Genomic DNA, 18,688 nt, shown 5'->3' with positions numbered 1-18,688 from the left:
AACCTGGTGGCATGGATATCGATACGCGACTGCTGCGTTACTTCCTGGCAGTCGCGGACGCGGAGAACCTGCCGCGGGCGGCGCAGCGACTACATGTCGCGCAGCCCGCGCTGGCGACCCAGATCAAACAGCTGGAACAGCAGCTGGGTGTGGAGCTGTTCATTCGTTCCCGCGCGGGCTGGACCCTCACCGCGGCCGGCAAGGTGCTCGCCGAGCAGGTGCCGGCGCTGCTGGCGTCCTGGGACCGGATCCTGCGCGACACCAAGAGCGATGCCAGCCGCGCCTCCCGGGTGCTGCGGCTGGGCTGCGTGAACAGTGCTGCCGACGGCCACATTCCGGAGATCATCCGGGTCTTCCACCGGCTGCACCCGGACTGGCAGGTCGATCTGCACCAGGGCGGCTGGACCGACCCGACCGCCGGGCTGGACGAGGGCGACGTCGATGTCGCCCTGCTGCGCCTGCCCTTTCCGGGCCAGGACGAATACCACCTGCGGGAGCTGTTCGCCGAACCGCGCTGGATCGCGCTGCCCGAGGACCATCCGCTGGCCCAGCGCGACGACATCGCCTTCCGGGAGCTGTGGGACGAGCCGTATGTCGCCTCGCCCGCGGAAACCGGCTGGTGGCGCGACTATTGGATGGGCCTGGACGCACGGCCCGCGGACACCGCCATCATCGGGGCCATCGCCCGCAATACCGAGGAATGGCTGCGCGCCATCGCCAATGGCTTCGGTGTGAGCTTCACCCCCGCCTCCACCGCCCGCACCGAGTACCCGGGCGTGGTGTTCCGGCCCGTGCACGGCATCGGCCCCACCCGGGTGGCGGTGGTGTGGCCGGACGCCTCCGAGACCGATCCGGTCATGCGGTATTTCATCCGCTGCTGCTCCGACATCATGGGCCAGCACGGCGCGGACGGCCGTCGCACCTCCTAGCCGCCGCCGGTCGGACATGATTGGGGGCATGAGCGACCAGCACGAGCACTGGCAGCGCACCTACCGCACGCATCCGGAGATGTACGGCGACGAGCCGTCGGAGGCCGCGGTGTACGCGGCGCGCCTGTTCCGCGAGCGCGGGGCCCGCGACGTGCTGGAACTGGGCGCGGGCCACGGCCGGGACGCACTCCACCTGGCGCGCCAGGGTTTTCGGGTGACCGCCACCGATTTCAGTGCCGTCGCGCTGGCGCAATTACGGGAGCGGGCGGACGCCGAAGGTGCGGGCGAGCGGGTCCGCACCCTGGAACACGATGTCCGCCAGCCGATTCCGCTGCCCTATCGCAGCGTGGACGCGGTGTACGCGCACATGCTGCTGTGCATGGACCTCAGCACCCAGGAGATCCGTGACCTGGTCGCCGAGATCCGCCGCGTCCTCAAACCCGGTGGCGCGTTCGTCTACACCGTCCGAAATACCGACGACGCCCACTTCGGCACGGGTAAATCCCTCGGCGACGACATCTACGAGCACGGCGGCTTCGCCGTGCACTTCTTCTCCGCGGAACTCGTCGAGACCCTCGCCGCCGGATGGGAGCTGCGCGACCGGCATTCCTTCGAGGAGGGCGAGCTGCCCCGCCGCCTGTGGCTCGTCACCCAGCTGCTCCCGGCCCGCTGACCGCCGCCGCGATCTCGGCACGGATCGGGCGCGGCGCGCCGGACAGCAGGGCGGGCAGATCGCTGTGGGTGGCGTGCAGGAAGCCCGCCTTCAGGTTGGAGAACAGTGACACCGTGTGCCCGATCCGATACGGTTCGAGGCCCCCGCCCAGCAGGCTGTCGCGCAGCTCGGTGAGCGGCACGTCCCGGTATTCGACCGGGCGGCCGAGGGATTCGCTCAGCAGCCCGGCGATCTCAGCGCCGCTGACCGAGGTCACACCCTCGAGCTCGTAGGTGCGACCGGCGTGCGCGGTGGACGCTCCGGCGCGCAGGTCGCGCTCGACCTCGGCGGCCACCCGCACCGCGACCTCGGCCAGATCCTCCCGCGACACCCCGGAGATGCGGCCGGTGCCGAACGGTGCGGCGAAAACCCCGGTGGCGGCGGCGGATTCGGCCGCCCCGGCCGCCAGGCCCACCGGCACCTCGCTGTAGAACCCGTTGCGCAGCACGGTTACGTCGAAAGGCGCTGCGGCCAGCTGCTTCTCGGTCCACAGGTGCGGGACGGCGATGGTGGTGTGCCCGGCCGACGCCGAGAGGCTGGTGTAGATGACGTGCCGCACCCCGGCGGCCGTCGCGGCGGCCATCACCGCGCCGTGGCGGGCCGTCACCACATCGTCCTCGGCGTATCCGGCGGAGATGAACACCAGCGTGTCCACGCCGTCGAAGCCGGCGGTCAGGGATGCGGGATCGTCGAAATCGATGCGCCGGGCGGGATTGTCACTGTGCTGCGCGGCTCTGGAGCTGGTGCCCGCCACCACCTCCAGATCCGGCCGGGCCCGCAAGCCCGCCAGTACCAGTCCGCCCAGAGCGCCGGAAACGCCGGTCACGAGAATCATTGCGCTACTCCTTGCGTTGCGAAGGTCGTGGACCACGACCTGACCGAGCTTCCGACGACGGTGGCGACCTGGGAAGAAGGCACTTCGGTGTCAGTCACGAACACCGCTGTTACCGACCAGGCCGCAGCCGCTGTTCCCGCCGGGCCGTGTGGCGATGACCACTGCGGCATCCGCGACACCCTGGACCGGATCGGCGACAAATGGACCGTGCAGGTGCTGGTCGAACTGCGCAAGGGCGTGCGCCGGTTCGGCGAGCTGCAGCGCGCGGTGCCCGGTATCTCGCAACGCATGCTGACGCTCACCACGAAAAGGCTGCTGCGCGACGGGTTCCTGGAGCGCACGGCCTACCCGACCATTCCGCCGCAGGTGGAGTACCGGCTCACCGAGATGGGTGAGAGCCTGGCCGGGGTCGCCTTCTACCTGGCCGACTGGTCCCGCGCGCACATGGACGCCGTGGCCGCGGCCCGCGCCCGCTGGGACGCGGAGCACGGCGAATTGGACTGAGCGCCGATTCCGGTCGCTCAGCCCCGCATGCGGATTCGCTCAGCCCGCTTCGAGGACGGCCATGGCGGCATTGTGGCCGCCGATGCCGCTGACGCCGCCGCCGCGCACCGCGCCCGCGCCGCACAGCAGGACATTGCGGTGCCCGGTCGCGACGCCCCATCGGGCGGCGGGGCTGTCGTCGGCGTCGTCGGCGCGGTAGGGAAAAGACAAGTCCGCGTGGAAGATATGGCCGCCGGGCATGCTGATCTCGCGTTCGAGTTCGACCGGGGTGCGGGCCTCCAGGCACGGGTTGCCCTCGCCGTCCAGGGCGAGACAGTCGCGGATCGATTCGGCGAGCACCGAATCCAGTTGCGCCAGTGTGGCATCCACCAGCCGCTCCTTGGCGCCGTGCGGATCGTCGGCGAAAAGCCGTGCGGGCGTGTGCAACCCGAACAGGGTGAGGGTGTGGAAGCCGCGCTCGTTCAGCTCCGGCGCGAGGATCGACGGGTCGGTCAGGGTGTGGCAGTAGATCTCCGAGGGCGGGGCCGAGGGCAGCGTGCCCGCGGCCGCCTCCCGGTAGGCGCGCTCGAGCTGATCGGCCGATTCGGCGATGTGGAAGGTGCCGGCGAAGGCGGTATGCGGATCCACCTGCGGGTCACGGAGTTTCGGTAGTCGCCGCAGCAGCATGTTGATCTTCAGTTGCGCGCCCTCGGGTTTCTCGGCCGATTCGCCCAGCAGTTCCGCCAGCACGTAGGGCGCGGCGTTCACCAGCACGTGCCGCGCGCTGGCCACGTGCCCGTGATCACCGTGCAGGTAGTGCACGTCGGCGGTGTCGCCGTAGGGTTCGATGCTGGTGACGGTGCATCCGGTGCTCAGCTCGGCCCCGGCGGTGCGGGCCGCGCCGGCGAGCGCGTCGGTGAGCGCGCCCATGCCGCCGACGGGCACATTCCAGTCGCCGGTGCCGCCGCCGATCACGTGGTAGAGGAAGCAGCGGTTCTGCCGCAGCGCCGGATCGTGGGCGTGGGTGAAGGTGCCGATGAGCGCGTCGGTGAGCACCACGCCGCGCACGGTGTCGTCGGCGAAGGCGGCCTCCACCGATTCGCCCAGGGGCCGTTCGAAAATCGTCTCCCAGGCGGTGGAATCGTCCACCGTGCGCTGCAATTCGGCGCGGGTGGGCAGCGGGTGGGTCAGGGTCGGGAAGACGCGCTCGGCCAGCCGCCCGGTCATGGCGTAGAAGCGCTGCCAGGCCTCGTAATCCCGCTCGGATCCGGTGACCTGCGCGAAGCTGGCGCGGGTGGCGGCCTCGGAACCGTTGTCCACCAGTAGCCCGGTGCCACCGATCGGCGTGTACGACGAGATGCGCCGCTTGCGGGTCTCGAAGCTGAGATCCAGGTCCCGCACGATGCGCTCGGGGAGCAGGCTCACCAGATAGGAGTAGCGCGACAGTCGCGCGTCGAAGCCCGGGAACACCCGCTCGGACACGGCCGCGCCACCGGTGTGGGCCTGGCGTTCCAGCACCAGCACCGAACGTCCGGCCCGGGCCAGGTAGGCGGCGGCCACCAGGCCGTTGTGGCCGCCACCCACCACGATCACGTCGTATCCCGCTCGCGTCATGCGCCCATCGCATCACATTATGGGCGCCGGGAGCGGCTAGCGGCCGCTCATGTCGAGCGCCGCCAGGTGGCTGAACAGCACCGACGCGCCGATGGGATTGCCGCCACCGGGGTACACGGTGCCGCTCACGGCCGCCATGGTGTTGCCCGCGGCGTACAGTCCCGGGATCGGCTCGCCGTCGGTGTTCAGCACGCGGGCGGCGGTGTCGGTGCGCAGCCCGCCCTTGGTGCCCAGATCGGAGATGCCGAAGGCGGCCGCGTGGAACGGGCCCTTCACGATCGGGGTGAGCGGGGGCTCGCCATTGGAGAAGGCGCGGTCGTAGGCCTCGTCGCCGCGGCCGAAGTCCGGATCCACGCCCTGGGCCGCGAATTCGTTGAAGCGGGCCACGGTCGCCACCAGTGCCTCGGCGGGAACGCCGATTTCGGCGGCCAGGCCCTCGAGGGTGTCGGCGGTCTTCCACAGGCCCGCCTCGACATAGCGTTCCGCGTCGACCATCGGCACATTGCTGGCCTTGATGGGCGGCACGATGCCCTCGGTGTCGTCGTAGACGATCCAGAACGGAAGCGTCGCCGAGCCGTCGTTCAGATGCTCGATGATGTCGCGGCCGAGCCGGTCGTAGGGCGCGGACTCGTTGACGAAGCGCGCACCGGCCTGGTTGACGAAGATGCCGCCGGTGAACCACAGCGCGAAGGCCGCGCGCCCGTCCGGGTGCACCAGGCCCGGCGACCACCACGCCTGATCCATCAGGTCGCTGTCGGCGCCCACCGCCATGCCCGCCTCGTGCGCCCTGCCCTGATTTCCCCACGGCCCCATGGTGTCCCGGGCCACGCCCGGCACCCCGTAGCGCTGCCGTAGTTCGTCGTTGCCCTCGAAACCGCCGGCGGCCAGCAGCACGCCCTTGCGGGCCCGGATGGCCACCCGCTCACCGTCGCGCTCGACGATCGCCCCGACCACCGCGGCGTCCGCGGTCACCAGCTCGACCAGCGGGGAGTTCAGGTACAGCTTGGCGTTGGGGTACTTGGACAGCCCCAGCAGGAACCGGCCGACGAGGGCCCGCCCGCCGATCAGGTAGTCGGGCTGCGGGTCGCCGTGGCGGTCGGTGCCGAGCGGTCCGCGCACCGAGTCGCTCAGTTCGCCCAGCTTCGCGGCCCGCAGCGGCGCGGGAATGATGTGCCGCTTGCCGTCCAGCCGCGCCTTGGGCGCCTTGCCGAAATAGTCCGGCCACGGGAACATCTGGAATTCGAAAGCCTCGTCCTGCTCCAGATATTCGATGACCTTGGCGCCATTGCGGACGTAGGTCTCCTGCAGCTCGGCCGGGGTACGGTCACCGACCACGGACCGGAAGTAGGTGAGCGCGTCCTCGATGGTGTCGTCCACGCCCGCGCGCTGCAGCACCGGATTGCACGGGAACCAGACCCCGCCGCCGCCCGAGAACGAGGTGGTACCGCCGAACTTGTCGGTGGCCTCCACCACCGCCACCGTCAGCCCCTCACGCGCCGCCGTATAGGCCCCGGCCAGGCCGCCGCCCGACCCTGCCACCAGGACATCGACTTCTTCGTTCCAGTCCGTCACCGTTACTCCCTGATCAACGTGGTCTCTCCGCGACGGTATGCGCCGGGAGCGGCCCGTGCATCAAGTATCCCGATGGCCGGAAAGCCGGATCAGTCGTGCCAGGTGGTCAAGACGATCTTGCCGCGCACCCGGCCGGATTCGCTGAGCTTGTGCGCCTCCGCGGCATCGGCCAGGGACATCACCCGATCGATCTCGGCGCGCAGCCGCCCGGCCGCCACCAGGTCCGCGACCGCGCGCAGGTCCGCGCCGGACGGGGTGAACCAGAGGCGGTGATAGCGAGGATCGTCGAGCGGCTCCTCGCCCTGGGCGTCGATCATCCGGCCGTGCGGGGTGAGCACCCGCAGCGAGCGGGCCGCATAGTCGCCGCCGACCAGGTCGAACACGATGTCCACAGCGCTGACGACGGTGGTGAAATCGGTTGCCGTGTAATCGATCAGCTCGTCGACGCCGAGGCCGCGCAGGAACTCGTGATTGGCCGCGCGGGCGGTGCCGATCACGTACGCACCGCGCGCCTTGGCGATCTGCACCGCCAGATGCCCCACGCCGCCCGCCGCCGCGTGCACCATAACCCGTTGTCCCGGTTGGACATCGGTGAGCGCCTGCCACGCCGTGAGCACCGCCGTCGGCAGCGCGGCGGCATGGATGTGGTCGAGCCCGGCGGGCCGGTGGGCGAGGAACTGCGCCGGGGCCACCGCATATTCGGCGTACGCGCCGGAACGGCTGAGCACATTCCCGAAAACATCGTCACCGGGCCGGAATTCGGTGACCTCCGCGCCGACCGCGGTGATGACACCCGACAGGTCGAAGCCCAGCGTGAACGGCGGCGGGCCCAGTTTGGTGACCGCGCCCGAGCGGAGTTTCCAATCGGCGGCATTGATCGAGGTGGCGGCCACCCGCACCAGCACCTCGCCGGTGCCGGGTCGCGGAACATCGACCTCCACCGTCTCCAGAACGTCCGGTCCACCGAGGGTGCGCTGACTGATCGCTTTCATGATCTCGATCCTGCGCCGGATAGTATCTCGTAGGAAGAAGGCACTCTTTTGATCCCGAGGTACCTCATGGATACCGTCTCCGACTGGGAGCCATCCGGAAATCTGGTCGACAGCTACCTGCGGCGCTGCCCCGCCCGCGACATCCTCGCGGTGCTGGCCGACAAGTGGGTGCTGCTGGTGCTGGGCACCCTGCGCAACGAGGGCGGGCCGATCCGATTCAACGAACTGCGCCGCCGCCTCGACGGCATCACCCAGAAGGTGCTCACCCGCACCCTGCGGGACCTGGAACGCGACGGGCTGGTCCGGCGCACGGTGTATCCGACCGTGCCGCCCCGGGTGGAGTACGCGCTCACCGATCTGGGCGCCGACCTGGGCCGGATCACCCACGCCATGGGACAGTGGGCGCTGCAGCACGCCGAGGAAATCACCGCCGCCCGAACCGAATTCGACGAGCGGGCGGCACGGGAACCGGAACCGATCCGGACGTGACCACCGGCGTTCTCAGACCCTGACCGCCAGCACGGTGGCGTGCGGGGTGTACTCGTCCGGGCGGGCCTCCCGCGACAGCGTTGCGGTGGCCCGGAAACCATGGGCGGCCAGCGCTTCCGCGAAGGTGCCCGGCGCCCACCGGTAGGCGGGGGCGACCTTGTGCGCGTAATCCCGCACGCCCGTGGGCTCGTCGGCGGCCTGGAAGCCGAACACGGCGTGCCCGCCGGGCCGCACCACCCGCGCGAACTCGGTCAGCACCGCCGGAACCCTTTGCGGCGGAATGTGAATGATCGAGTACCAGGCCACCAGCCCGGCCAGGGCGGCGTCGCCATACCGGAGCTGCTCCATGGGACCGACCTCGAACGGAATGTCCGGGTACTCCTCCCGGGCCAGGCGGATCATCTCCGGCGACAGATCGACACCGGACATCTCCAGACCCGCCGCCGCCAGATACGAGGTGACCCGGCCCGGCCCGCAGCCGATATCGGCCACCGGACCATTCCCGTTCTCCCGCACCGCTTCCGCGAAGGCGTCCAGCATCGATCGATCGAAGATATTGGTGTGCAGCTGCCGGTGGAAGAGCTTGGCGTACAGCTCCGCCACCTCGTCGTAGGCGGCCCGGGTGACGCGCATGTCCTCGCTGTCGATCATGCCTCGACTCTAGGCGTCCGGCGCGGCCGCCTGCGCGCCGATCGCGCCCGTCGACGGTGCGCGCACCGCCTGATACTCGCCGTTCAGCAGCACGCGCAACCGGGCCTGCGGCGGCATCAGGGTGCGCAGCGGCAGCACCGCCAGCCGGGCCAGCCGGCGCAGGTCCCGCGGCAGGGCGGGCAGCGGAAGATCGATGTGCCACAGCGGATATCGGTGATCCGGATGCTGCCAGCCGTCGCGCAGCATGAATTTCAGGACGCGCGGGGACAATTCGCGGGCGGTCGCGCTGGCCAGTTCCAGCCGCAACAGCTCCTGGTCCTGGTCGTGGTCGAGATTGATCCGGGCGCGATGCGGTTCCCCGGCGTCCACGGTGAGCTGGCCGGACTCGGTGAGATCGGCGATGAGGGCGGCCAATTCCTCATAGCACTGCGCCCATTCGCGGTCGTGGGCGCGGAAGGCGGCGCGCTGCTGCTCGATGATGAGGCGGCGGTCGCGTTCGCCCGGCCGCACCAGGTACAGCTCCACCGTGTCCGGCTCGGTGACCAGGCCCACCGTGAGCCGGTCGCCGGGCCAGGCCGGTCCGTGCGCCTGCCCCAGTACCGCATGGCGCGGCACACCGAACTCGGTGCGGAAACCGTCCAGGGCGCGGGCCTGGGCGGCGGTGCGCTGCTCGCGCACCTCACCGGGCAGGCCCTCGTCGTAGAGGAACGATTCGATGCTGTCGCTGAGGGTGACGCAGACCGCCTCCAGCCGGTCACCGTCGAAGCAGAAGCGGGCGCGCGGATCGTCCACGCGTAATTCGGTGTCCGCCCACACCGTGCGCTCGCCGGTATCGCTGTCGTGCACCGGTTTCCAGCCCACCGTGGCCGCGAAGCCGTCCAGGTCGGCGCGCGTCCAGGTCCAGTCGAAGTCCCGCGCCGCGCGGGCGATCTCGACGCCGGCGGGCACGTCCACCCGCAGCGGCCCGGCATCGAAGTCGGAGACGGCGTGGCGGCGCAGGAATTCGGCGCGCTGGCTGCGGGAGGTGGGATGCGGGGGGATGCCCAGCGGCGTCACGTCCAGATCCGCGCCGCCCTCCACCCAGGCGTCGGCCACCAGCTCGGTGGGCGCGGTGACACCGACCGTGCGCAGCGTATCGGCGGTGCGCAGCGCCAGCCCGCTCATGGCCACGGCGCCCGCGCGCCGGGACAGGGTGCGCGTCCAGTTGGCCTGGCGCGGCGGCGTCCAGCCCAGGTCGATCAGCCGCTGCTCGGTCTCCGGGCCGTAATACCAGGTGGGGTCGATGAATTCGGTGCGGGCCAGCTCGCCGGTCAGCTGCTCCGGCCCGGCGTCGAACTGGACGAAGCGGCTGCCGGGCGCGGTGATCAGCAGGCGCGCGTCCACCGGCAGCGTCTCCACGAAGCCCGCCAGGTTCTCGGCGAAGCGGGTCCAGGCGCCCGCGGCGGCGCGGCGACGGGCCGTCTGGTGCCGGCGTTCCATCCAGTACCGCTGCGCGGTCGGGTTCACCAGCAGCAGATCGACGGTGTCCACACCGATGGTGAGGCCCGCGAATACGGTCGGGAAACGCCAGGCCGGGCCCTCGGCCGGCCCCGCGGCCGGGCTCTCCGGATCGCCCCAGTGCTCGGTGAACACGGCCGTCGTGCGGGCCAGTGCCGCGTCCAGGAGTTCCCGGCTGCCGAACTCCGCGGGGGGCGGGCAGTCGGAGATGGTCACGCGCACATGGTCGAGGCCGCGGTCGCTGCCCCAGAACATGGCCGAGTCCCACCACACCGACAGCCCGGTCCGGGAGAAGACCGGGCCGGTACGCAGTGTTCCCACCGGCTGCGGACTACTCCATCCGACCAGCCGGGCGAATTCGGAGACATTGCCGGAGCCCCAGCGCCAGCCGAACCCCGCTGCCGCTCTCACGATCTCGACCGCACCCGCGGTATCGACACGCACCTCGAAAGCCACCCAGCGACACTAACCCGGCCCGGCCGTGCCGGGGGCCTTCGCGATCGCGATTAGTCTGTAGGCGGCCGGTGCTTCCCGCACGGGGCGGACAATCCACGGGAAGCCCGGCCACGGTCATGATCGGGGGCGAATATGTCAGTGCGCCATCGGGAAACGTGAACTTCCCGAGTCGCCCGCCGGAATGATCGGCAACACCAGCGCCGACGGGTGATCCTTGTCGTGATACACGGTCTGGGTCGCGACCTGCGTATTCATGTTCTGCCCGAACGGGTCACCGGTATTCGGATTCGGTGCGAACTGCGGAAAATCGCTGCTCGACACCTCCACCCGGATCGCCGATCCGGCCTTGACCAGATAGCTGGTCGGCCACACATCGATCGTGAACCGATACGGCTGACCCGACACGATCGGCGACGGATGATCGAGCGAATCGCGGAACGCGGTGCGCACGATCCCGTTGTTGAGATTCACCGTCGAGCCGTCCGGGGCCACCGCCACCAGCTTCGCGGTGAAATCGGTGTCGGTCGCGGTCGAGGACGCCCACAGCGTCACGCGAATCGGCCCGGTGAGTTCGGTATCGGAGGGCATCGGCGCGGTCGTGTACGTCAGCACATCCGAACGCTGCTCCACCACGAACTGATCCACGGGACCCTGCGGTCCCGTCGACGCGCCACAGCACGAGTGCCCGCCCGCGCTGGGCACCGGATTGAGCGGGTCGTAGTCGTAGCGATCCGGCTGCTGCGCGTCCTGCGGGGCATCGGTGGTGAGCAGCCCGGCCCGGCCCTGAATTCCATTGCCGCCATTGCCGGACAGGTAATAGGTGGTCCAGCGGGTATCCTGCAGCGGCCAGGCCGAGGCCGACTTCCACCTGTTCGCACCCATGAGGAAGTAGTCGACCACCGGCTTCCTGGACACCTTGTTGTCCTTGCCCTTCAGGAAATGGTCGTACCAGGCCAGCATGAGGTCGTTGATCGGACTGTCGCCCGCCGCACCGCTCGCCGCCAGCATCGGGGTCTCCACCTTGCTGCCCGGACGACCCCAGCCGACGTGATCCCACGGGCCCAGCACCAGGCGCTGCCCCGCCCGGGCCTCCGGCGTGCCGCCACCGGCGACCATGCCGGAGAAATTCTGCACCCCGCCCGCGAGAAAGGCGTCGTACCAACCCTCCACATCCAGCACCGGGACCTTCACGTTCGCGTACCGATCGCGAATGCTCCACTGCTTCCAGTAGTCGTCGCGGGTGGAATGCGAGATCCAGTCGTAGAACCACGGCGCGACCACCGGATCACCTGGGTGCAGCGGCGGAAACTGCTGATACGGGCGGAAACCCAGCCAGCGCGTGTAGTCTGCGCCATCGACTCCCAGCTGCTTGGCGGTGGCGGTGTCACCGCGATTGAGGGCCGCGCTCGCGCCGATGGTCTCCATGGCCCACGGCTCCACGAACGCCAGCCGGAACGCACCGCCCTCATAGGTCCAGCCGTCGTAATAGTCCGAGGCGGTATTGGCGGGCACGATGGTCGCCAGATGCGGCGGCGCGCCGACGGCCGCAAGCCATTGCGTCGCACCGACATACGACGAGCCGTACATCCCGACCTTGCCATTCGAACCCGGCAAGGTGGCGGCCCACTCCACCGAGTCGTAGCCGTCATTGGTGTCATTCGCGAACTCGGTGAAGGTGCCGCCCGACTGCCCCTGCCCTCGAATGTCCTGCACCACAACGAGATAGCAGTGCGAAGCGAACCAGTCCGGGGTCTGGTATCGGAACGGCTGGACCTGCGCGGACGTCTTCCCGTACTGCGTCCGCATCAGAATCACCGGCACCGGATCCGCCGACTCGGGCCGATACACATCCGCTTTCAGCACCACGCCGTCGCGCATGGTCGCGGGAACATTCTCCTGCTTGTCGACCGCACACGACCCGCGCCCGTCCGACGGCGGCCAGCTCGCCGCCCCCTGCGGCGCCGGCCCGTTCCCCCCGCTCCCGCAGCCCGCGACCACCAGCGCGATCGCCGCGGCCACCGCCCCCACCCGAGCGATACGACCGCGCCCGCTCCCACTACGGCTCATTGATCGACCGTAACCCCGGTCCCACATCCACTCACCGACAATCGGGCAAAGCAGGCCGATCCCACCGCGCGACCTCCGCGGCCAGCACGGCCCGCGCCCGCGTGATGGCAACCAGCGACCGGTCCAGATCCGCGATCCGATCGGTCAGCCGGCGCTGCGCCCGCTCACACCCGCCCAGCTGTCCATCCGGGGCGAAGCACGGCAGCAGCTCCGCGACCCCCGACAGATCGAGACCCACCTCGAGCAGCGCCCGAATCCGGCGCACCCGTTCGACACTCGACTCCGGGAAATCCCGGTAGCCATTGGACCGCCGCCCGGCCTCCAGCAGGCCGCTGCGGTCGTAGTGCCGCAGTGCGCGGGCGCTCACCCCACTGCGCTGCGACAGCTCGCTGATCAGCATCCATGTCCTCCGGCTTGACCTTGACCCCAGTGTCAACGTTTAGCGTCGAGCCGCTGCCGCCCATTCCCCGCCGGAGGAAACGCCATGGTCACCGATGTCCACGCCCACGTCACCATCGACCCCGCCGCACAGCTGGCGCGCGCGAAGCAGGCCGGCGTGGATCGCACGGTGCTGCTCTCCACCCGGGTCCACCCCGAACGCGCCCGCACCCTCGACGAGGTGCGGGCCGAATTCGCCAGGCTGACAGCCGTTATCGGCGGTGCGGACGCGGCGGCGGACGAGGTGCGGGCGGCCATGGACGAAGTGCTGCGCGCGCTGGACGCATACCCCGGCACCACGCTCGGCTTCGCGAGCCTGCCCTCACTACTGCCCGCCGAGCACCTCGGCGAATGGTTCGAGCCCTACCTGACCCGGCCCGGCATCGTGGGCATCGGTGAGATCACCCCACCGCCCGGGCAAGCCGCGCGCATCGAACCGGTGCTGGCCGTCAGCGCCGACCACGGCGGGATACCGGTACTGGTCCACGGCTTCGCGCCCAACACCCTTGACGATCTCCGAACCTATTCGGCACTGGCCGCCCGCTATCCGTCCGTTCCCCTGATCGTCGGCGCCCTGGGCGGATTCCACGCCCTGGACCTGGTGGAGCTGGCCGCGGACCGGCCCAACCTGCACATCGATCTGTCGAGCGCGTTGCAGGTGTTCGCGGTCGCCGCCGCCGCACAGGAAGTCCCCGATCAGTGCTTGTTCGGCTCGAACACACCCTACGGAGACGTGGTCGCCGCGCGACACACCGTCGAGGCCGCCATCGCAGATCCGGCAGTGCGAACCCTGGTCCTGGAGGACAACTTTCAACGAATTCTCCGAGCCTGACCTGCGGGTGTACGCCAATCCCCAAGATTGTCGCTAATTTTCAGCAACGAATCCTGCGGGTCGGACGATAGGTCCATCGAGCGAGCGTGACGACGGGAACTGCCCCCGTCGTCACGCCCGCTTGCGCCCGGTGCGGGGACCGCCCCACCATGGGCACAGTCAACGGCATGGCTCTAGAAGCCCTGCCCTTGCCAACACCCGAGCCTTCCAGGTCTGCATGGCCGTCCGCATGCTCCCCGCGCTCTCCACTAACATCGGCTGAACCGGTCACACCAAACCTGGTGCGGCTCAGCGACTTCAGGGCTCGCGATGAGCCGGGCCTGGGTCAGAGTCCGGCGTAGACTGAAACACCCTGTGCGATAAGGTTTTCGGTGCCAGCGACTGTGGCAGCAAACACCTCTTGCTCTCCGAGATCGCTGATCTCCGTGATGCGATCCCAGAAGATATCGTTGGTACACAGCATGGCCAGTTCGGGTGCATCCAGGATGTCTGCTGCTCGGGCCAGACGCAGGCGGCTGGGCGAGTGCTTCCACATGGTGGACCCGCAGAACTTGGTTCCCATCGCAGATTGGAACTCCCGATGGGTCATATTGCGGGTCGAGAGGAGTGCTCGAACCGTGTTCCAGACTTCTTTGGGAATCGTGTCCACGTTGGGGTTTGACGTCATCATATCGAGTTGGGCCAAACACGCTTCACCGATGACGCCGCGCGCACCGTGGGATCCAATGTCTTCCAGAAAGGTGATCTGGTTCTCCCCACCGTCGATCGTGAGATGCCAGCAGTCCCGGTAACCGGCCTTCGGTACAAGCCTGATGCGACCGTGGACTCCCAGTCGGACCAGAAGGTCAGCGACGTCCTCGATGAGTCTCAGGCTGGTAGAGGTGTAGTAGATCCGGGCCTGTCGACCCTTCTCATCCCAGCGGGCGGAGCCGTCCGTCGCCCAGAGATGCCTGAGGAAGATCGCGACCTGCTCGGTCGGCATGGTGAAAACCCGCTCAGGAACGAACTTCTCGTAGCTACGCAAACCGAAGAGTCCGAGATCGTCGAGCCATTTGGCGATCGGATTGCGCTTGCCATGGGTGAGTCGATAGGGCGCGGGCAAACGGAGTGTGGTGACGCGCGCCGCCGCGTACTCGTCACGAATCGCCGTGATGCCGAAGTGGGTAGCGGCTTCCGTGACCGCGGCGAGGTTCTCTTCGTCGATGCTCGCGTATCGGATCGGCTGGCGCTTGACGCACGATCCGTCGCCGATCATGTGTGCCAACAGGATTACCTCAGGGTCGGGCATTTCCTCGGTATGAACGGGCGCAGGAGTCCAGCGAGGGATGGCTATACGGTCCCCGACCTCGAGTTCTCCCAGTTCCTTCCAACGGTCGACAGTCAGCAAACGTGTCTTGGCTGTCATGTCGATTGAGCGGCCGGAGGCCAAACGAAGCTGTACGACTTCGCCTGTGCCGCTGGAAAGCATGTTCTCCAGTGGCCGAGCGACGAAGCGCATCTGCTTGTCGAGCGACCAAACGAGCGGTCGTTCGTTGCTGTGCATCAGGGTCTCCACTGATGTGGGGATCCCGTTATCGGCCCTCAGGATTTGCGCGGAAGCCGTCAGACCGCCCAGTCCGGAGTGACCAAAAGCATTGGTGCGCTTACCTCTTGCTTCATCAGGAGCCTGGTTCGTCTGCACGCGCCGACTGTAGCTCGAATCCGCGTTCGAAACGCGCGAAATCTGCGATTAGCCTCGGGCCATATCGACAAATCGGCTCAAATGCAATTGGTGCGCAACAGTAATGGTTGCGGTCGGACCGTTTCGATGCTTTCCTAGAATGAGATCTGCTTCGCCACCACGAGGGTCGTCCCGCTCGAAGGCATCTGGGCGATGCAGCAGGATGACCATGTCCGCATCCTGTTCTAGTGATCCCGATTCGCGCAAATCGGACACCATAGGCCGCTTATCCGTCCGCTGCTCCGGACCGCGGTTGAGCTGCGAAATCGCGATCACCGGCACCTCCAGCTCCTTCGCCAGAAGCTTGAGACTCCGCGAGAATTCGGAAACTTCCTGCTGACGTGATTCGACCTTTTTGCCCGATGTCATCAGCTGAAGGTAGTCGACCACCACAAGGCGCAGATCGTGTCTTTGCTTGAGCCGTCGGGCTTTCGCCCGAATTTCCATCATCGTCAGGTTCGGCGAGTCATCGACGAACAGTGGCGCTTCGCTGATCTCGCTCATGCGCCGCGCCAGCTTGGTCCAGTCGTCGTCGCTCATGCGACCCGAACGCATATCGCCCAGTTTGATTTTCGCTTCCGCGGATAGGAGGCGCATGACGATTTCGGTGCGGCTCATTTCCAGCGAGAAGATGACGCTGGCCAGACCATGCTTGATGGAGCAGCTGCGCATGAAATCCATACCAAGCGTGCTCTTTCCGACACCGGGTCGGGCCGCGACGATGATCATCTGGCCGGGGTGGAGGCCGTTGGTGATTTCGTCGAGTTCGGTGAAACCTGTTGGGACGCCGAGGGAGATGCCGCCTCGGGAGGCGATGGAGTCGAGTTCGTCCATCGTGGGCTGGAGGATGTCGGTGAGCGGGGCGAAGTCCTCGCTGGAGCGGCGTTCGGTGACGTCGTAGAGCTCGGCCTGGGCGCGGTCGACGACCTCGGCGACGTCCTGGCCGTCGGCGCCGGCGTAGCCGTACTGGACGATTCGGGTGCCCGCCTCCACCAAACGGCGCAGGATCGCCTTCTCCGCAACGATTTCGGCGTAGTAGCCGGCGTTGGCCGCGGTGGGGACCGTTTGGGTCAGCGTGACGAGATACGGGGCCCCGCCGATGCGCTTGAGCTCGCCTCGGCGGTCGAGGTTGGCGGCCACCGTCACCGGGTCGGCCGGTTCGCCGCGGCCGTAGAGGTCGAGGATGGCGTCGTAGACGGCCGCGTGGGCGGGGCGGTAGAAGTCGCCGGGGCGGATGACCTCCACGACATCGGCGATGGCGTCCTTGGACAGCAGCATGCCGCCCAGGACGGATTGCTCGGCGGCCATGTCGTGGGGTGGCTGACGGCCGAAATCCTCGCCGGGGGCGTCGGGATAGTCGGAGGGCCCGTGATCGTCGTGGCCGCGATCGTCGATGACTGCCATCGGCTCGACCGTCCTCTCTCCTCGCGCCCGGAACGAGTCCATGACCGTTGTACGCCTGCGCACCGACAGGTTCGGTCCGCCACGCGGCGCCGCCACGCCGAGTTGTGCAGGCGCGGTGGCAAACCCGTGGTGGTGGGCGCTGGATACACGGAGTCGTGTCGTCCCGGGCAGTGGTCACGACATCGAATGCGAACCTAGGCGACCGGACGGTGACCCGCCAAACCGAGCTGTGTACACACCTGTGGACAACGTGGGTATTGTTCACCAACTGTTGTGCACCCCCTGTGGAAAACTTGGGGACAACAGTCGATGCGGTCACTCAATACGCTGGTAGTGGCGAAATTCGCATTGTGTGTAATTGTGGATCAATTGGGTGCGGCGTGTCGCGGGACGGTAACGTCCGGGCGTGTTGGGTGAACGGACGGTCTCACGTTTGTGACCTGTCGCACAACGAGAATGGTTGGTTTGCCGAGTAATCCACAACCCGGGCGAACATCGTGAATTCTGCATGCCGACACCTCGCCCCGGTACACGCGACACGCAATCAGCGAATATCTGGCAAACAGAAAAAATCGAACAAAGAAAATCGGAGGCCGCCCCACAGCTGAGGCGGCCTCCGACGAACCGAATTACTCGGCGGCAGTGACCTGCAGGTCGACCTTGGCGATCACATCCGGGTGCAGGTGCACCACGACACCGTGCTTACCGGTGCTCTTGATGTGGGCCTTCGGCAGCTCGATGCTGCGCTTGTCGACGACCGGGCCACCGGCGGCCTTGATGGCCGCGGCGACATCGGCGGCGGTGACCGAACCGAAGAGCTTGCCGGTGCCGGCGGTCTTGACCGCGAGCGACACGCCGGTCAGGCCCTCGATGGCCTGCTTCAGCTCGTTGGCGTGGTCCAGGTCGCGCACGCGGCGGGCATCCTGCGCCCGGCGAATGCCCTCGACCTGCTTCTGCGCGCCACGGGTGGCGACAATCGCCAGGCCGCGCGGCAGCAGGAAGTTACGGCCGTAGCCGTCCTTGACCTCCACGGTGTCGCCGGGCGCACCGAGGTTGTCGACATCAGCGGTGAGGATGAGCTTCATTGCTGTGCCTTCCTTTCTCAGCGGGCGGTGGACACGTAAGGCAGCAGAGCGACCTCACGCGAGTTCTTCACGGCGACAGCGATATCGCGCTGGTGCTGGACGCAGTTGCCGGTCACCCGGCGAGCGCGGATCTTGCCACGATCGGACACGTACTTGCGCAGCAGCGCGGTGTCCTTGTAGTCGATCTTGGCGCCGGCCGTGTTGTTCTTCTTGCCAGCCTTGTCTTCCTTGCAGAAGGTGCAAGCCTTCTTCTTCAGCACCTTTTCGCGTGCCGGTGCTTTGGCCATGGTCTTTCAACTCCGTAATTTCGGGAACCCAGCCGTCGGGGCGGATTCCGGGGAAAGCCGTTGTCTAGAACGGCGGTTCGTCGTCCATCGCGCCGCCCCCGAAGGAGCCGGCCGCGGGGGCACTGCCCCATGGGTCGTCGCCGGCGCTCTGGCCGCCACGACCCCCACCACTGCCAGCACCGGAGAAGCCGCCGCCTTGCTGGCCGCCGCCCTGTCCGCCACCGCCGAAGCCGCCGCCACCACCGCCACGGGTGGTCTTGTTGACCTTCGCGGTCGCGTACCGCAGGGAGGGACCCACCTCGTCGACCTCGAGTTCGACGACCGTGCGCTTCTCACCCTCGCGGGTTTCGTAGGAGCGCTGCTTGAGTCGTCCGCTCACGATCACTCGCGAGCCACGGGTCAGACTCTCGGCCACATTCTCCGCAGCTTCACGCCAGATGTTGCAGCGCAGGAAAAGCGCTTCGCCGTCTTTCCATTCATTGGTATTACGGTCGAACACGCGGGGAGTCGACGCGACGGTGAAGTTCGCGACGGCCGCTCCCGCGGGCGTGAATCGAAGCTCGGGGTCAGCCGTCAGATTGCCGATGACGGTGATGACCGTGTCGCCTTGGGCCATGGTTCCTCC

18 protein-coding genes are annotated in these 18,688 nt (G+C 68.0%); 5 read left to right on the top strand and 13 right to left on the bottom strand.

The annotated features are described in order from the left end of the window. The first annotated feature begins 11 nt into the window (after nucleotides 1–11). Complete coding sequence (locus ACFXIV_RS30395; RefSeq protein ID WP_354840969.1) at nucleotides 12–929, top strand: LysR family transcriptional regulator; 918 nt, start codon at nucleotides 12–14, stop codon at nucleotides 927–929. Between the two features lie 28 nt (nucleotides 930–957). Then, entirely contained in the window at nucleotides 958–1,602 is a 645-nt protein-coding gene (locus ACFXIV_RS30390) for a class I SAM-dependent methyltransferase (RefSeq protein ID WP_379400702.1), read from the top strand. Here ACFXIV_RS30390 and ACFXIV_RS30385 read toward each other — a convergent pair. Continuing rightward, nucleotides 1,577–2,476, bottom strand: a complete 900-nt coding sequence (locus ACFXIV_RS30385; RefSeq protein ID WP_379400701.1) for an NmrA family NAD(P)-binding protein — start codon at nucleotides 2,474–2,476, stop codon at nucleotides 1,577–1,579. The genes ACFXIV_RS30390 and ACFXIV_RS30385 overlap by 26 nt on opposite strands. A gap of 87 nt (nucleotides 2,477–2,563) precedes the next feature. On the opposite strand from ACFXIV_RS30385, the gene ACFXIV_RS30380 reads away from it, so the two are divergent. Beyond that, a complete protein-coding gene (locus tag ACFXIV_RS30380; protein ID WP_379400700.1) occupies nucleotides 2,564–2,980 on the top strand; it encodes a winged helix-turn-helix transcriptional regulator in 417 nt (138 codons plus the stop codon). 39 nt (nucleotides 2,981–3,019) lie between these two features. Here ACFXIV_RS30380 and ACFXIV_RS30375 read toward each other — a convergent pair whose 3' ends face one another. From ACFXIV_RS30375 to ACFXIV_RS30365, 3 genes are all read right to left on the bottom strand, one after another. Next, nucleotides 3,020–4,573: a phytoene desaturase family protein gene (locus tag ACFXIV_RS30375; protein ID WP_379400699.1), complete on the bottom strand. Its 1,554-nt coding sequence runs from the start codon at nucleotides 4,571–4,573 to the stop codon at nucleotides 3,020–3,022. 36 nt (nucleotides 4,574–4,609) lie between these two features. Further along, nucleotides 4,610–6,145, bottom strand: a complete 1,536-nt coding sequence (locus ACFXIV_RS30370) for an FAD-binding protein (protein WP_379400698.1) — start codon at nucleotides 6,143–6,145, stop codon at nucleotides 4,610–4,612. Between the two features lie 89 nt (nucleotides 6,146–6,234). Further along, nucleotides 6,235–7,137, bottom strand: a complete 903-nt coding sequence (locus ACFXIV_RS30365) for an NADP-dependent oxidoreductase (protein WP_379400697.1) — start codon at nucleotides 7,135–7,137, stop codon at nucleotides 6,235–6,237. Nucleotides 7,138–7,203: 66 nt separating this feature from the next. Here ACFXIV_RS30365 and ACFXIV_RS30360 point away from each other — a divergent pair, with 66 nt between their 5' ends. Continuing rightward, nucleotides 7,204–7,626, top strand: coding sequence for a winged helix-turn-helix transcriptional regulator (locus ACFXIV_RS30360; RefSeq protein WP_379400696.1), 423 nt, complete (start codon nucleotides 7,204–7,206; stop codon nucleotides 7,624–7,626). A gap of 12 nt (nucleotides 7,627–7,638) precedes the next feature. On the opposite strand, the gene ACFXIV_RS30355 is transcribed toward ACFXIV_RS30360, so the two are convergent. The 4 genes from ACFXIV_RS30355 to ACFXIV_RS30340 form a co-directional block, all read right to left on the bottom strand. Next, on the bottom strand, nucleotides 7,639–8,277 hold the full coding sequence (locus ACFXIV_RS30355) for a class I SAM-dependent DNA methyltransferase (RefSeq protein WP_379400695.1): 639 nt from the start codon (nucleotides 8,275–8,277) through the stop codon (nucleotides 7,639–7,641). 9 nt (nucleotides 8,278–8,286) lie between these two features. Then, the gene (locus tag ACFXIV_RS30350) at nucleotides 8,287–10,230 is read right to left on the bottom strand and encodes a DUF6301 family protein (RefSeq protein WP_379400694.1); all 1,944 of its coding nucleotides are present in this window, start codon (nucleotides 10,228–10,230) and stop codon (nucleotides 8,287–8,289) included. A 135-nt stretch (nucleotides 10,231–10,365) separates the two neighbouring features. Then, the gene (locus tag ACFXIV_RS30345; RefSeq protein ID WP_379400693.1) at nucleotides 10,366–12,297 is read right to left on the bottom strand and encodes a CocE/NonD family hydrolase; all 1,932 of its coding nucleotides are present in this window, start codon (nucleotides 12,295–12,297) and stop codon (nucleotides 10,366–10,368) included. 31 nt (nucleotides 12,298–12,328) lie between these two features. Then, nucleotides 12,329–12,697, bottom strand: coding sequence for a MerR family transcriptional regulator (locus ACFXIV_RS30340; RefSeq protein WP_379400692.1), 369 nt, complete (start codon nucleotides 12,695–12,697; stop codon nucleotides 12,329–12,331). Between the two features lie 84 nt (nucleotides 12,698–12,781). Between ACFXIV_RS30340 and ACFXIV_RS30335 the strand changes: the two genes are divergently transcribed. After that, on the top strand, nucleotides 12,782–13,567 hold the full coding sequence (locus tag ACFXIV_RS30335) for an amidohydrolase family protein (RefSeq protein ID WP_379400690.1): 786 nt from the start codon (nucleotides 12,782–12,784) through the stop codon (nucleotides 13,565–13,567). A gap of 325 nt (nucleotides 13,568–13,892) precedes the next feature. Here the strand turns inward: ACFXIV_RS30335 and ACFXIV_RS30330 are convergent, their stop codons facing one another. From ACFXIV_RS30330 to ACFXIV_RS30310, 5 genes are all read right to left on the bottom strand, one after another. After that, nucleotides 13,893–15,248 carry an LAGLIDADG family homing endonuclease gene (locus tag ACFXIV_RS30330; protein WP_379400689.1) on the bottom strand — a complete coding sequence of 452 codons (1,356 nt, stop codon included), beginning with the start codon at nucleotides 15,246–15,248 and terminating at the stop codon, nucleotides 13,893–13,895. A 48-nt stretch (nucleotides 15,249–15,296) separates the two neighbouring features. Next, nucleotides 15,297–16,691 carry a replicative DNA helicase gene (dnaB, locus tag ACFXIV_RS30325; protein WP_379400687.1) on the bottom strand — a complete coding sequence of 465 codons (1,395 nt, stop codon included), beginning with the start codon at nucleotides 16,689–16,691 and terminating at the stop codon, nucleotides 15,297–15,299. A gap of 629 nt (nucleotides 16,692–17,320) precedes the next feature. Beyond that, nucleotides 17,321–17,776: a 50S ribosomal protein L9 gene (gene rplI, locus ACFXIV_RS30320; protein WP_354841000.1), complete on the bottom strand. Its 456-nt coding sequence runs from the start codon at nucleotides 17,774–17,776 to the stop codon at nucleotides 17,321–17,323. A gap of 17 nt (nucleotides 17,777–17,793) precedes the next feature. Then, nucleotides 17,794–18,063, bottom strand: coding sequence for a 30S ribosomal protein S18 (gene rpsR / locus ACFXIV_RS30315; RefSeq protein ID WP_040814320.1), 270 nt, complete (start codon nucleotides 18,061–18,063; stop codon nucleotides 17,794–17,796). A 64-nt stretch (nucleotides 18,064–18,127) separates the two neighbouring features. Beyond that, nucleotides 18,128–18,679, bottom strand: coding sequence for a single-stranded DNA-binding protein (locus tag ACFXIV_RS30310; protein ID WP_364609364.1), 552 nt, complete (start codon nucleotides 18,677–18,679; stop codon nucleotides 18,128–18,130). Between the last annotated feature and the right edge of the window lie 9 nt (nucleotides 18,680–18,688).

This window comes from Nocardia sp. NPDC059236 (genome assembly GCF_042754085.1).
Classification (GTDB): Bacteria; Actinomycetota; Actinomycetes; order Mycobacteriales; family Mycobacteriaceae; genus Nocardia.
This window is presented reverse-complemented; position numbering and strand designations above follow the sequence as displayed.